16 protein-coding genes and 2 pseudogenes are annotated in these 13492 nt (G+C 59.5%); 9 read left to right on the forward strand and 9 right to left on the reverse strand.

Features of this window, described 5'->3' with window-relative positions; all coding sequences use genetic code 11:
• The first annotated feature begins 96 nt into the window (after positions 1 to 96).
• The 3 genes from KGB07_RS18375 to KGB07_RS18385 all read left to right on the forward strand — a co-directional run bounded on the left by KGB07_RS18375 (position 97) and on the right by KGB07_RS18385 (position 3025).
• Positions 97 to 2058 (forward strand): acetyl/propionyl/methylcrotonyl-CoA carboxylase subunit alpha, encoded by a 1962-nt coding sequence (locus tag KGB07_RS18375; protein WP_223466158.1) that lies wholly within the window; start codon positions 97 to 99, stop codon positions 2056 to 2058.
• Between the two features lie 70 nt (positions 2059 to 2128).
• On the forward strand, positions 2129 to 2671 hold the full coding sequence (locus tag KGB07_RS18380) for an exonuclease domain-containing protein (RefSeq protein ID WP_046040593.1): 543 nt from the start codon (positions 2129 to 2131) through the stop codon (positions 2669 to 2671).
• Between the two features lie 69 nt (positions 2672 to 2740).
• Complete coding sequence (locus KGB07_RS18385) at positions 2741 to 3025, forward strand: pyrimidine/purine nucleoside phosphorylase (protein ID WP_007940055.1); 285 nt, start codon at positions 2741 to 2743, stop codon at positions 3023 to 3025.
• Between the two features lie 71 nt (positions 3026 to 3096).
• On the opposite strand, the gene KGB07_RS18390 is transcribed toward KGB07_RS18385, so the two are convergent.
• Complete coding sequence (locus KGB07_RS18390) at positions 3097 to 3903, reverse strand: MOSC domain-containing protein (protein ID WP_046040595.1); 807 nt, start codon at positions 3901 to 3903, stop codon at positions 3097 to 3099.
• Between the two features lie 170 nt (positions 3904 to 4073).
• Positions 4074 to 5009, reverse strand: a complete 936-nt coding sequence (locus tag KGB07_RS18395) for a chemotaxis protein CheV (RefSeq protein ID WP_046040596.1) — start codon at positions 5007 to 5009, stop codon at positions 4074 to 4076.
• A gap of 464 nt (positions 5010 to 5473) precedes the next feature.
• Between KGB07_RS18395 and KGB07_RS18400 the strand changes: the two genes are divergently transcribed.
• The 3 genes from KGB07_RS18400 (at position 5474) to KGB07_RS18410 (ending at position 7970) form a co-directional block, all read left to right on the forward strand.
• Positions 5474 to 5944, forward strand: a complete 471-nt coding sequence (locus tag KGB07_RS18400; RefSeq protein ID WP_046040597.1) for a hypothetical protein — start codon at positions 5474 to 5476, stop codon at positions 5942 to 5944.
• A gap of 476 nt (positions 5945 to 6420) precedes the next feature.
• Entirely contained in the window at positions 6421 to 7314 is an 894-nt protein-coding gene (locus KGB07_RS18405) for a sensor histidine kinase (RefSeq protein WP_046040598.1), read from the forward strand.
• Complete coding sequence (locus KGB07_RS18410) at positions 7311 to 7970, forward strand: response regulator transcription factor (protein ID WP_046040599.1); 660 nt, start codon at positions 7311 to 7313, stop codon at positions 7968 to 7970. Before KGB07_RS18405 ends, KGB07_RS18410 begins: the two co-directional genes overlap by 4 nt.
• Here the strand turns inward: KGB07_RS18410 and KGB07_RS29605 are convergent.
• Positions 7954 to 8067: pseudogene (locus KGB07_RS29605) on the reverse strand (lipid kinase YegS); the annotation flags it as partial. The gene KGB07_RS18410 and the pseudogene KGB07_RS29605 sit on opposite strands and share 17 nt — an antisense overlap.
• Before the next feature lie 198 nt (positions 8068 to 8265).
• Between KGB07_RS29605 and KGB07_RS18415 the strand changes: the two are divergent.
• Positions 8266 to 8580, forward strand: a complete 315-nt coding sequence (locus KGB07_RS18415) for a hypothetical protein (RefSeq protein WP_223466159.1) — start codon at positions 8266 to 8268, stop codon at positions 8578 to 8580.
• A 64-nt stretch (positions 8581 to 8644) separates the two neighbouring features.
• Here KGB07_RS18415 and glp read toward each other — a convergent pair whose 3' ends face one another.
• Together glp and moaB are read right to left on the reverse strand one after the other, a co-directional pair.
• Positions 8645 to 9871, reverse strand: coding sequence for a gephyrin-like molybdotransferase Glp (gene glp, locus KGB07_RS18420; RefSeq protein ID WP_046040602.1), 1227 nt, complete (start codon positions 9869 to 9871; stop codon positions 8645 to 8647).
• The gene (gene moaB / locus KGB07_RS18425) at positions 9855 to 10394 is read right to left on the reverse strand and encodes a molybdenum cofactor biosynthesis protein B (RefSeq protein ID WP_046040604.1); all 540 of its coding nucleotides are present in this window, start codon (positions 10392 to 10394) and stop codon (positions 9855 to 9857) included. Before moaB ends, glp begins: the two co-directional genes overlap by 17 nt.
• Positions 10395 to 10475: 81 nt before the next feature.
• On the opposite strand from moaB, the gene mobA reads away from it, so the two are divergent.
• A complete protein-coding gene (mobA, locus tag KGB07_RS18430) occupies positions 10476 to 11078 on the forward strand; it encodes a molybdenum cofactor guanylyltransferase MobA (RefSeq protein WP_046040606.1) in 603 nt (200 codons plus the stop codon).
• Positions 11079 to 11155: 77 nt separating this feature from the next.
• Positions 11156 to 11377: a YgdI/YgdR family lipoprotein gene (locus tag KGB07_RS18435; RefSeq protein WP_223466160.1), complete on the forward strand. Its 222-nt coding sequence runs from the start codon at positions 11156 to 11158 to the stop codon at positions 11375 to 11377.
• Between the two features lie 84 nt (positions 11378 to 11461).
• Here KGB07_RS18435 and KGB07_RS18440 read toward each other — a convergent pair whose 3' ends face one another.
• From KGB07_RS18440 to KGB07_RS18455, 4 genes and pseudogenes are all read right to left on the reverse strand, one after another.
• On the reverse strand, positions 11462 to 12352 hold the full coding sequence (locus tag KGB07_RS18440; RefSeq protein ID WP_223466161.1) for a pseudouridine synthase: 891 nt from the start codon (positions 12350 to 12352) through the stop codon (positions 11462 to 11464).
• A gap of 125 nt (positions 12353 to 12477) precedes the next feature.
• Positions 12478 to 12795, reverse strand: a complete 318-nt coding sequence (locus KGB07_RS18445) for a hypothetical protein (RefSeq protein WP_008020364.1) — start codon at positions 12793 to 12795, stop codon at positions 12478 to 12480.
• Positions 12796 to 12967: 172 nt separating this feature from the next.
• Positions 12968 to 13204: a glutaredoxin family protein gene (locus tag KGB07_RS18450; protein ID WP_046040611.1), complete on the reverse strand. Its 237-nt coding sequence runs from the start codon at positions 13202 to 13204 to the stop codon at positions 12968 to 12970.
• Between the two features lie 105 nt (positions 13205 to 13309).
• Positions 13310 to 13492: pseudogene (locus tag KGB07_RS18455) on the reverse strand (ammonium transporter); the annotation flags it as partial.

The following is a 13492-nucleotide window of genomic DNA, read 5'->3' on the forward strand; positions in this document are numbered from 1 at the left end:
CCCACCATGGATTTATGTCGTTCATAAACCCTGTGGGAGCGAGCTTGCTCGCGATGAGGCCCGACCAGACACCGCTAAAAATCAGAGAGCCTACCCATGCCCGGACTCAAAAAAATCCTCATCGCCAACCGCGGTGAAATCGCCTGCCGCATCCAGCGCACGGCCCAGGCGCTGGGCTATCGCACGGTCGCCGTGTTCAGCGACGCCGACGCCGATGCACTGCACGTGCAGATGGCCGACGAGGCGGTCAACATCGGCCCGGCCCCGGTGCAACAGTCTTACCTGAACATCCCGGCCATCCTCGACGCGGCCCGGCGCACGGGCGCGGATGCGATCCATCCGGGCTACGGCTTCCTCTCGGAAAACGCCGGGTTTGCCCTTGCCTGCCGGGATGCCGGTATCACCTTCATCGGCCCCAGCCCCGAGGCCATCGAACTGATGGGCAGCAAGCGCCTGTCGAAGATCGCCATGATCGAAGCCGGTGTGCCGTGCATCAACGGTTATCAGGGCGCCGGGCAGGACGACGCCACCCTGAGCTGCGAAGCCGAGCGCATTGGCTATCCGTTGATGATCAAGGCCAGCGCTGGCGGCGGTGGACGCGGCATGCGCCTGGTGCACGACGCCAGCGACTTGCTGGAACAGGTTCGCACCGCGCGCTCCGAAGCCCTGAACGGCTTTGGCAGCGGCGAACTGATTCTTGAACAAGCACTCATCGAACCCCGCCACGTCGAGATCCAGTTGTTCGGTGACCGGCATGGCAACCTGATTTACCTCGGCGAACGTGATTGCTCGGTGCAGCGCCGGCATCAGAAAGTCATCGAGGAAGCGCCCTGCCCGGTGATGACCACTGAGTTGCGTCAGGCCATGGGCGAAGCGGCGCTCAAGGCCGGGCGAGCTGTGAAGTACGTCGGTGCGGGCACTGTGGAGTTTTTGCTGGATGCGCGCGGGCAGTTCTATTTCCTGGAGATGAACACCCGACTGCAAGTGGAGCACCCGGTGACCGAACTGATCACCGGGCTGGACCTGGTGGCCTGGCAGTTGAACATCGCCGAAGGGCAACCACTGCCCTTGCGCCAGGAACAGGTGCAACTCACAGGCCACGCCATGGAAGTACGCCTGTATGCCGAAGACCCGGCCCAGGGCTTCCTGCCGCAAACCGGGCGCGTCGTGGCCTGGGAGCCGGCATTGCAGGACGGCGTGCGGATCGACCACGGCCTGATCGAAGGCCAATTCATCAGCCCCTTCTACGACCCGATGCTTGGCAAGCTCATCGCCCACGGTGCAACCCGCGAGGAAGCCCGGCGCAAACTGCTGCGGGCGGTACAAGACAGCGTGCTGCTGGGCCTGCAAAGCAATCAACGCCTGCTTGCCAGCCTGCTGGAGCACCCGCAGTTCGCCTGCGGTGATTTCAGCACCAGTTTCATCCCGCAGCACTTCGCCGACCACCCCTGCCTGCATCCCGAAACCCCAAGCGCGCAGCACTTGGCCATCGCCGCCGCCCTGTTCTATCAGGCCGCGGCGCAGGCTCACCCGGCCCCGCTTGGCGGTTGGCGCAACAACGCCAGCGTGCCGTTGCACTATCGCATCGGCCTTGAGGATCAGGACTGGCCGGTAGCATTGCAGGCGATCCCGGGCGAGCCGTTGCGCATTCAGGTCGCCGAGCGCAGCCTCGAACTGAAGATCATCCATAGCGACGGACGCTGGGCCACCCTCGAAATCGAAGGCGTTCGCCAACGCCACGCCTACCGTCTGGAGGCCGGGCGTCTCTGGCTGTTTACCCGGCCGGGCAGCCTGCAGTTCGTGGATCGCACTCAGGCGCAGGTTACCGGCCAGGCCAGTGTCAGCTCCGGCACCCTCAAGGCACCGATGGACGGGGCGATTGTCGACGTCCTGGTCAACGAAGGCAGCAAGGTGACCAAGGGCCAACTGCTGGTGGTACTGGAGGCGATGAAAATGGAGCATCCATTGAAGTCGGGCATCGACGGTGTTCTGAAACGCCTGCAAGTCAAAGTCGGGGATCAGGTGAAAAACCGGCAGATTCTATTGGAGGTCGAATAAGCCGCTAGGCGGAACCGCCGGGTTTGGCTACGCTCAAACCCTACAGGACGCGGATACCAGGAACCCTGCAATGCCTCATTGGCTGGTCATTGATCTGGAGGCCACCACCGATGAAGGGGGTTGGCCCGTAACGGATATGGAAATCATAGAAATCGGCGCCACCCTGGTGGACCGCAAGGGTCGCGAACTGGACCAGTTCCAGCGCTTCGTCCGGCCTTTGCGGCGGCCGTTGCTGACGCCGTTTTGCCGGGAGTTGACGCACATCACCCAAGCCAACATCGACGCCGCGCAACCGCTGGGCGAAGTCTGGCCGGCATTTGAACGCTGGCTCGGCCAACACCAAACGCGACTTGAAGGCTGGGTCAGCTGGGGCGATTACGATCGCAAACAACTGCTTCAGGATTGGCAGCAGCTGGGACTCGCCAGCGTGCTGGCCAACGTGCCGCACATGAACCTCAAACAGCGCTTTGCCAAGGCCCGGCGCCTGGAACGCCCGCTGGGGCTCAACGGCGCCCTGCAACTGGCCGGCCTGCAGTTCACCGGCCAGCAACACCGGGCGCTGGAAGATGCGCGCAATACCGCACGCCTGCTGCCGCTGGTTCTTCCGCTTTAGACAGGTGACGACTCCCGGGGCCTTGTGCATACTGGCCGGCCCTTTTTAGCCCTTTTCGAGGAATCGCCCATGTTTAAAGTCAACGAGTACTTCGACGGCACCGTCAAGTCGATCGCCTTTGGCACCGCAGAAGGTCCAGCGACCATCGGCGTCATGGCTCCGGGCGAGTACGAATTCGGCACCAGCCAGCGTGAAATCATGCACGTGGTCAGCGGCGCACTGACCGTCAAACTGCCGGACAGCAGCGACTGGGAAACCTTTGCCGCCGGCAGCCAGTTCAACGTGCCGGCCAACAGCAAGTTCCAGCTGAAAGTCGCCGTCGACACCGCTTACCTGTGCGAATACCGCGGCTAAACCTGCCGGGCTTCACTGCAATAAAAAATGCCCGTGTTTTTCGACACGGGCATTTTTTATTCTGCGCAAAATTACTCGAGGATCTCCACCGGCATGCCGACTTCGAGTCGACCGTTGCCCTCGTTGACCAGGTTCTGGCCGAACATTGCGCCGTCCGCCTGGGAACGGTATTTCTGCAAGGTGGCCAAGGGTTCGCGGTCTTCGCTGCGCTCCCCGGTTTGCGGGTCGATGGTGGTCAGGATGCAGCGTGAACAGGACTTGACCACATGGAACTCGACCTCGCCGATACGGATACGCTTCCAGCCGTCCTCGGCGAACGCTGCACTGCCTTCGATCACCAGGTTCGGCCGGAAACGCAGCATCTCCAACGGACGCCCGACCCGTTGCGACAAGTCCTCGAGAGAGGCCTGGCCTATCAGCAACAGCGGATAACCATCGGCGAACGCCACCTGGTCGTCATCCTTGCCGTAACCGGCCTCCGTCATCCGCGCACGATCCAGCGGCACCTGCACCAGGCGAGTCGGTTTGCCAATGAACTGGCTGACCCAGGCCCCAGCTTCATCGCCTGCATCGGGGACTCGCAAGGTATCGCGCCAGATCGTCACGCCACGCAGTTCTGCACCGTTACCGGGCAAGGCTATGTCGATCGGCGAATGGCCGGGCGCGCTGAGGGTCAAGCCACCCTCGGCATTCCACAGCGCCGACAACTGGCTCATCTGCGCCACCGCACGCTGTGTCAGGAAGCGCCCGCTGGCCTCGTCCACCAGCATCCAGCGGCGATCGCCGTCCAGCCCGAGTTTATCGAGACCGATCACCTGCAAGGTCTCGCCCTTGGCGGACTTCAACGGATAACGATACAGCGCACTCAGACGCAACATGGCCAGCTCTCTGGTAGGTAAAAACGCCACCCTATACGAGCTTGATCAGCGAATCAAAGAACAAAGACCTGTAGGAGCGAGCTTGCTCGCGATGGTGTATCAGTCACATCAGTCCTGGATGTGCCGACGCCTTCGCGAGCAAGCCCGCTCCCACAGTTGTGCGGACCCGCTTAGGCCGGCACTTCGTCAAGCATCAGGCGCTGGCGCACCACGTCGACCAGCTTGTCCGGCTGGAATTTGGAGAGAAAATTGTCGCAACCGACCTTTTTCACCATCGAGTCGTTGAAGCTGCCGGACAGCGAGGTGTGCAGCACCACGTACAAGCCGCGCAGGCGCGGGTCGTTGCGAATCTCGGTGGTCAGGCGATAGCCATCCATTTCCGGCATTTCCGCATCGGTGAAGACCATCAGCAGTTTTTCGGTCATGTTCACGCCGGTATCAGCCCAGGCCTTGAGCATGTTCAAGGCCTTCAACCCGTCGCTGGCGATGTGCATCTTCACGCCCAGCTGTCCCAGGGTATCGCGCAATTGCGCCAGGGCCACGTTGGAGTCATCCACCAGCAGCACCTCACGGCCACGGGCACGTTCCAGCACCGGATCCTCGAGCTTGGCGCGGGAGACCTTGGCGTTGTACGGGACGATTTCGGCCAGGACCTTTTCGACGTCGATGATTTCAACCAGCTGGTCATCGACCTTGCTGATGGCCGTCAGGTAGTGCTGGCGGCCGGCGCTGCTCGGGGGCGGCAGGATGGCTTCCCAGTTCATGTTGACGATCCGGTCCACGCCACCGACCAGGAAGGCCTGAACGGAACGGTTGTATTCGGTGACGATAATCGTGCTGCCAGGCCCCGGCACCAACGGGCGCATACCAATGGCCTGGGACAGGTCGATCACCGGCAGGGTCTGGCCACGCAGGTTGACCACGCCGCACACAAAAGGATGGCGCTGCGGCATCAGCGTCAACTTCGGCAGCTGCAGGACTTCCTGTACTTTAAAGACGTTGATTGCGAACAATTGCCGTCCGGCGAGCCGGAACATGAGAATTTCCAGGCGATTCTCACCCACCAGTTGCGTGCGTTGGTCTACCGTGTCGAGAATGCCGGCCATCAATGACTCCAGGTCTTGTTCGGATGAATTCACTTCAGGAAGGTTATCGGCTGTTTTTGCCGAAGCTTGACCCTCTCTAAAATGCCACGCCCGGCCATTGATGTCACATTAACGTCATGCTTTACTGGCGCTGTGATTACATCTGCTGCACTTCTGCGCCAGCGCGACCCTTGTTTGCGCGAAAGGTTCCCCTGCGTAAGGGATTCCCCTATCAACAATCAGGTGCAACCTGATATTCGCAATATCCAATAGCCATTAATGTGACGCCATTCTCATTGCATGAACGGAGTCAGGCTTTTGTGTGCGATCGCAAGTCAGTGGCCAACCACCCTCTCGTGTTCCCCAGCCTGTTTCCGGGCCAGCCACAGTTCGTTCACCCGACGACTCGGCAATGCCGGGGTTCCGACCGCCCTCGTCGACACACACGATATCCCCTCATTTGACATGACGTTGTGGAGATAAGTATGCCGAACGACCGTAAAGAGTGGGCCCAGCGGCTCCCGGAGTTTCTTGTCGAGGCTGAAACACTCCTGGCTAAAACCGAGGAATGCCTGAGCCATCTGCAGTTGATCTGCAATGACAAGGACGCTATCGACTGTCTGCTCAGCACACTGCTCAAGCTGGCCAACAAGGCCGATGCCCTGGCATTGGCGGCCGTGTCTGAATTCTCTCTGCATATTCATGGCCTGCTGAACCACGCACAGAACACCATGAGCCTGCACGACGACGCGCTGAATGCCTTGAAAGACTGCCTGACCCTGATTGCCTGGCAACTCGAACTCATCGACCAGACCACCGGACAGCTCAGTCTCGACGACAGCGAACAGGCCACCCTGATTGAAGCTTTTGCCTTTCAGGTCGGGCAAAGCCGGTTTCAACCACCGGTCAACTCCAGGCCCTTCACCCTCGTAGCCTATTCGGAACGACAGGCCTGAACTTGCCAAACATGCCGTATGGCGTGTTTTTGGTTATCAATACCGCGCTGTAACTTGAGTGCGCGCATGTCGCAAATGAATATTTCATAGCTGTAAGCGACATCTTTAAGCAACCACTATTGCCCATCGACAATTGCGCGCCTGCCTTGACCAGGGTATTGCCTGGTATCAACAACAAAACCCGGGGCAACCGGCATTTTGCAGCGGCAACAACCAACTTGTTCCATTATGGAATCATCGTCCAGACGACTGGACTCCTGACTTTTCGGACATACATACGGACGCGACCAACGGTATCTTAAGTGCTAACATGCCGCCTGTTAGTTGACGCCAATTAATGGCAGTGTGATTGCAGCCGGATACAGCTCGCTGCAGTTCGGACCTGAACGCGTCGGCGCTCCACATTAAAAAAACAGGGGCCTGTCAGCCAGCATGACCGGTCAGCCCGCAGCGAACATCCATTGGCTCCATCCGCTATGCACGCCAGCCTCAAGTCAATCGCCACGTGGCCACCTTCCCGAGCAAATGCACGCGTATTCACGCTGTTGCTATGCGTCTGCTCGACCCTCGGCAGCTTGCTGGTCCATGGCTTGTCCATCCCGTTGCCCCTGTCATTGCTGGTGCTCAATGTTGCGGCGCTGACCAGTGTTGCCGTGCAGTACTGCCTCTCGCGCAAATCGATCAAATTCCAGCCTCAGGAACTGGCCGACCGGCTGTTGCAGGTCCAGGAAAACGAGCGTCACCGGCTGAGCCGCGAACTGCATGACGACATCGGTCAATTGCTGACCGCCGCCAAACTGCAAAGTGACTGGCTCAAACGCCGGATGCCCGAAGAGCTCCAGGAACAATGCACGGTCCTCTGCGACACGCTGGAAGAAACCCTGGCCAAAGTTCGTGACGTATCCGCCATTCTCAATCCCCGGCAGTTGGCCAGCCTTGGGCTGGAAGCCAGTCTGCGGGCGCACCTGCTCAAGACTTTGGCCAACACCCCGGTGCACTGGAGCCTGGAATGCCAGCAGCGCCTGACCGGCATACCGGAGGAAATGGCCGTGGCAGCTTTCCGTATCACCCAGGAAGCGGTCACCAACATCCTGCGCCATGCCCAGGCCAAGAACCTGCTAGTGTGCCTGCAGCGTCTGCCCCAAGGCCTGAAGTTGCAGATCAGCGACGATGGTCAGGGCTTCGCCCCCGCAACAGACCCTGGTCGGGAAGGGCAGCGCGGTATGGCCGGGATGTCGGAACGGATCGATCAACTGGGCGGCACACTGACCGTTACCAGCGAGCCGGGCAAAGGCACTCAAATCGAAGCTCTTTTTCCCTGGGCGCCCCGTGCGCTCGAACGGGCCAGTTCGAATAAGGTTATGCATTGACTTGTAATTTACTACTGGTGGATGACCACTCGCTGATCAGGGCTGGCGTGCGCGCCCTGGTAATGGATCTGCCCGGCTATGCCGTCATCGGTGAGGCCAGTGACGGCTCGCAGCTGCTCGAGATGGTCGGGCATCTGTCCCCGGATATTGTCCTGCTGGATATTTCGATGCGCCAGACCGGCGGCCTCGAAGCCTTGCAGCAGCTCAAGCGGGTGCGCCCGCAGAGCAAGGTCCTGATCCTCTCGATGCATACCGACCCGGCCCTGATCATGCAGGCGCTGGAGTCCGGAGCCCATGGTTACCTGCTCAAGGACACCACGGCGACCGAACTCGAACACGCGCTGGAGGCCTTGCGCAACAACGAGCGCTATCTGAGCCCGGCCATTGCCCACACGGTGATCAACCAGGCGTTGACCCGAAACCAGAAGCACCCACCCGAACCCGCCGACTCGCACAACCTGACGGCACGTCAGCTGGAAATCCTGCGGTTGATCGTTCGCGGAAAATCCACCCGAGAGATCGCCAATGGCCTGGGGCTGAGCGTCAAGACCGTCGAAACCCACCGTTCGCAGATCATGAAGCGTCTGCAGATCTACGATGTGGCCGGCCTGGTACTGTTTGCCGTGCGTGAACAAATCATCAGCCTCGATGACTAGGCACCTCACCGGCACGTAACAGCGGCGAATCGTCTGGCAGATGCACGAGTAACGCCGCCGGGCGAACCGAGAAACGCAGGTTGTCCCCCTTCCAGGGCGGGCGCGCACGAATAACATGCTGTCGACGCCAGATGCCCCCCCCCGTTAAAAGTCGAAAGAAAACGAATTGTTTCCAGTCGGAAGGATTTGATCCCTACACGGCAGGATTTTTCTTACAAAACGTGAGGAATCGGCTCAATTGACCACAAATCCGAATTGGTAGACCTTGGGCTGCAAGACATCACAAGGACGTGCCATGCAACGCCAAAACCTCGCATCACCGGCCATTTCGGTCTTGCCGCTCACAGATGATAAAAATGCAGGCCATCGAGCTGAATGCCGCAACAGCACAAAAGCCACGGGAGAAGTTGATATGGAACCTCGCGTCACCGAGCTGGAAACACACCTCAAGTGCATACGCAGGGACATGGAAGAAGCCCGGGATGACGTCAAATCCATCAAGCACCGACTTGCCTATTCCGCCTGCGGAACAGCCGTGATCCTCGGCCTCCTTGGCTGGATCGCCAATAGCCGTTTCGAGCAGGTTATTTCATTGCTTCTGGCACACTGAGTTGCCTTCAACACAAAACCCGGTTCAATCAACCGGGTCTTGTGTGACAAAGCCGCTGAAGCTATCAGCTCAGGACTTCGCTCAACGGAATGAAGAAAACGCTATCGCCCTGAACCAGCGTGCGACCTTCCAGGACTTCCACCAGTCCATCAGCCCAGGCAGCGCTGCGCAGCACACCGGAACTCTGGTTTTTGTAGATCGTCGCCCTGCCGTTTTCCAGCCGTCCGCGCAAATACTCGCGCCGATTGCCGGGCTGGAGCCAGTCAAACCCTGCCGGCACCTGCACCTTCAGCGGCTCAACGTCCTGCACTCCCTGACGACGCAGGAGATAGGGCCTGGTCAACAAGGCAAAGGTCACGAGGGTCGATGCCGGATTGCCCGGCAAGCCAATTACAGGTACACCGCGAAAATGCCCGAACGTCAGCGGTTTACCGGGCTTGATGGCGAGTTTCCACAGCGTCAGTTCGCCCTCTTCGCGCAAGGCGATGCCCAGAAAATCGGCTTCCCCCACCGATACGCCACCGGTCGAGAGGATCAGGTCGACACCCTTCAACTCACCTAATCGGGCGCGAGTGGTTTCCAGATTGTCCGGCAGAATTCCCGCGTCAACGACCTCACACCCCAAACGCTGCAACCAGCTACACAACAACACGCGGTTGCTGTTGTAGATCTGTCCCGGGCCCAGCGTCTGCCCCGGCTCAATCAACTCGTCGCCGGTAGACAGCACCGCCACGCGCACCTTGCGAACTACCTCCAGCTCAGCGCATCCCAAGGAGGCAGCCAATCCTTGCTCGATCGGCCCCAGTTGCGTACCTGCCGGCAAAATCAACTCGCCGACGGTGGTTTCCTGGCCTTGTGGGCGGATGTTCTGGCCTTGGGTCAAGGCTTGAGTGAAACGTACTCGCTCATCGGCCTGAACCTCGGCGTTTTCCTGCATCTCGACGCAATCGGCACCGGCGGGAACAGGCGCCCCGGTGAAAATGCGCGCACAGGTGCCTGGCTGCAACGGACCGGGGGCCTGGCCGGCAAACACCTTCTGACTGACCAGCAACGGCTCTCCCGTCCAGTCAGCCATACGCAAGGCATAACCGTCCATGGCGCTGTTGGGCCAGGGCGGCAAATCAAGCGTCGACACCAGGTCTTCAGCCAGTACGCGCCCCTGTACCTGCGCCAACGGCAAGCGTTCACGCTCGACAATCCTCGAGGCCTCGGCCATTTCCAGCAAGCGCGCCAACGCCTGCTCGACAGGCATCAGGCTGCCAGACTTGCCAGGCTTACCCACGGGATTCACAAGGCGCTGCCTGTTTCAAATGAGGCACGAAATTGCACGGCCGATGCCGCGAATCCAGTTGCTCGGCCAGTATGCCGTCCCAAGCGGTGCGCACGGCATTGGTCGAGCCCGGCAAGCAGCAAACCAGCGTGCCGTTGGCCAGTCCAGCCAACGCCCGGGACTGAACGGTTGAGGTGCCGATATCGGCAACCGAGATCTGGCGGAACAGCTCACCAAATCCATCGACCTGTTTGTCCAGCAGGCAACCGACGGCTTCCGGCGTGCTGTCACGTCCGGTAAAACCGGTACCGCCGGTGATCAGCACCACCTGCACGACATCGTCGGCAATCCAGTTGGCGACTTGCGCGCGAATTTTGTAGAGGTCATCTTTGAGCAACACCCGGGCGGCCAGGTAATGACCGGCAGCGGTCAAGCCGTCGACAAAGGCCTGGCCTGAGGTGTCGGTTTCCAGTGTGCGGGTATCGCTGACAGTCAGCACTGCAATATTCAGCGGTGCGAAAGGTACATCAGCCTTGGCTTTCATAGGCTCGTCCAGTTGTAGGAGAAACAGCCCGGTGTTATATCACAGCGCTCCGTTTTTTCGCCGTCCCCATGGAGGCCTGCCATGACCACGAATTCACAATTGCCACCCTGCTCCATTCTGCTCCTGGCGGGCGGGCGCGGCCAACGTATGGGTGGTCGGGACAAAGGGTTGCTGGACTGGCACGGCGAACCCCTGATTGCACATCTGCATCGCAAGACCCGCCCGCTGACCGATGACCTGATCATCTCCTGCAATCGCAACCTTGAGAAGTACGCCCCCTACGCCGACCAGTTGGTCCACGATGATGAAGGTGACTTCCCCGGGCCACTGGCCGGTATTCGTGCAGGCCTGAAAGCTGCTCGCCATAGCCATCTGCTGGTCATACCCTGTGACGTTCCGGGCATCGATGCGGCGCTGATCGGCACTATGCGCGAGGCCGCCAATCTGCATCCGGACAAGCCGCTGATGGTGCGGCACGATGACCACTGGGAGCCGTTGTTGTGTGTGATTCCCGTGCAACACAGGGCAGCATTTGAAAATGCCTGGAACGAGGGTGAGCGCAGCCCTGGCCGGTTGATGCGCAAGCTCGGCGCAACCGCGCTGCAATGCCCCGACAAGGACCCACGATTGGCCAACCTCAACACGCCGGAACTTTTAAGCGGTCATGGCACTGTGTCAGACTGATATTCATCAGGAACTTGCGCAGACGGTGCACGTCTCAAGTTCAGCAACCACAGAATTCTTATTCGGAGACACAACTCATGAATCAACGGACCCTCGCCACTTTCATGCTCGCACTGGGCCTTGCCACCCTCGCCGGTTGTGCATCGCCTACGGTGATCACCTTGAATGACGGTCGCGAAATCCAGGCCGTCGACACGCCGCAATTCGACAAGGATTCCGGTTTCTACGAATTCGAACAGCTCGATGGCAAGCAGACCCGCATCAACAAAGATCAGGTTCGTACCGTCAAGGAGCTGTAATCCTGGTGCCACCGGATACAGAAAAGCCCGCTTGATGCGGGCTTTTTCATGCCTGGAGAACAGCGCGCCAGGATCGCTTATCAATCACCATTGCAGGGTGATTTCACTCTCGAACTCTCGCGACTGGCCCGTGACCGGATCGATAAACTTCAGCCCCTGAGCCAGCAGTTTCAAAGGATTTGCATAGTCATCCTGCGCATCCTTGAGCACCTCGGGGTAAAACGGGTCGTTGCAGATTGCGGCGCCCAACGCCGCCATATGTACCCGTAGCTGATGTTTCTTGCCCGTCACCGGGTAAAGACCATAACGCCAGAGATCCTCCTGCTTTTCCCTGACTTCGACCGCCGTCTCGGTATTGCTGGCCCCCGGACCTTCCTGCATGCGGAAGAACGGTTCGCCATCGACCAGTCGGCTTTTATGCACCAACGGGAAAGCCAGGTTGGGCAACGCCTTGGCGATGGCCTCGTAGCGTTTTTCGATCTGCCGGGTTGGAAACAACGACTGATAAGCCGAACGAGTCTGCGGGTTGGCGGAAAACAGCACCAGCCCTGCGGTGTGCCGGTCAATGCGATGCAATGGCACCAGGTGCGGATTGTCCAGACGCCGGATCAAGCGCCTGAGCAGCGTCTGTTCGACGTATTCGCCAGCCGGTGTCACAGGCAGGAAATGTGGCTTGTCGGCCACCACAAGATGCTCGTCCGCGTACAGAATCGACTCGATCACCGGGATCGGTTTTTCATCCGGAACTTCGCGAAAATAATGAATCCGCAAACCTTCCCTGTACGCCAGATCGAGGGCAATCGGCATGCCTTGTCCATCGAGGACCCGGCCACGGGCAATTCTGTCCAGCCATTGTTCACGACCGATGGCGCTGAAATGCTCGCACAGGCAATCGACAACGGTCTGCCACGGGCCAGGTGGCAAGTAGAGCGTACTGGCCTGACTGTGTGCCGCGGAAAAAGAAGAAGTGGACATACGAAAGCTCTAGCCTCAGTGCAGAGCGGCATTATCCAACAGCAAGGGGAATGAACCTAGGGGGCGTTCTCAATTAGTTTTCCCGGCGTGAAAACTAATTGAGAACGCCCCCTGGAGGAGATTCCTCAAGCCGGGATCTGTGTGCGCGCCGCCGCTTCGGTGTACTCCTTGAGCCAACGCAGTACATCGACCGCCTCCCAGCGAGCGGGGTCATACAGGGCGTACAACAACCCCTGATAACCCACGACATCGAGTTGCCGGTGATAACCCGCGCGCTGAAACAAGGCTTCGATTTCTGCGAAACAGGTATTGAAATGCGTTTTGTTGAAGGGCGTTTTCCCCTCGGTCACCAGACCATCCAGACGCAACTCAAGGACAGCCTCGCGCACGACGTCCGCGGACATCCGGTTCACGCTGTTCTTCAACTGTTCGACATTGACCACGATTCATCCCTCTGACGCCCGGGCTTGCCAGCTCACTCCCGAAAATCAGGAACGGCAAGGCAGGCACCACGAATAACTGTATACGCATACAGTATCCGATCGACACCGAATAAGCCAAGGGGATCAATCGCAAAGTTCGACAGACGGAACACGCCACCAGCGCAAGAACCGCTTAATGCAGGAACGCCACCACCTGATCGGCACTGAACGGCCAGCCCAGTTCAGCACCGGTATCGACTCGCCGCAACACCGGAATACGCAGGCTGTAGGCTGCGAACCATATTTCATCGTCGGCGATGTCCACCAGTTCCACCAGCAGACCGCGCTCGACGAATTCCATCAACATGGCTTCGGCTACTTCACAGAGATGGCATCCAAGGGTGCCGAACAGCTGACATTCGGGAAGCATGAGCGCTCAACCAGAAAATGAAGTGACCATTCTAGGCCTGCCCCGAAAAACCGTCGAGCCATTGAGGCCCCTGCCCTGATGCCACCGACGATAAAGAGACCCGAGTCAGTCCTGGCTCACGGCGCCGATCTTGTGGATCGACAGGTCCGCGCCGTAATACTCCTCTTCCTGACTCAGGCGCAATCCATGCAGCGCCTTGATCACGCCATACACCGCAAACCCGCCGGCCAGCGCAACCGTGATGCCCAGTGCCGTGCCGATCAACTGGCTGATCAGGCTGACCCCGCC

Source organism: Pseudomonas sp. GL-RE-26 (assembly GCF_019956275.1).
GTDB classification, from domain to species: Bacteria; Pseudomonadota; Gammaproteobacteria; order Pseudomonadales; family Pseudomonadaceae; genus Aquipseudomonas; species Aquipseudomonas grandcourensis.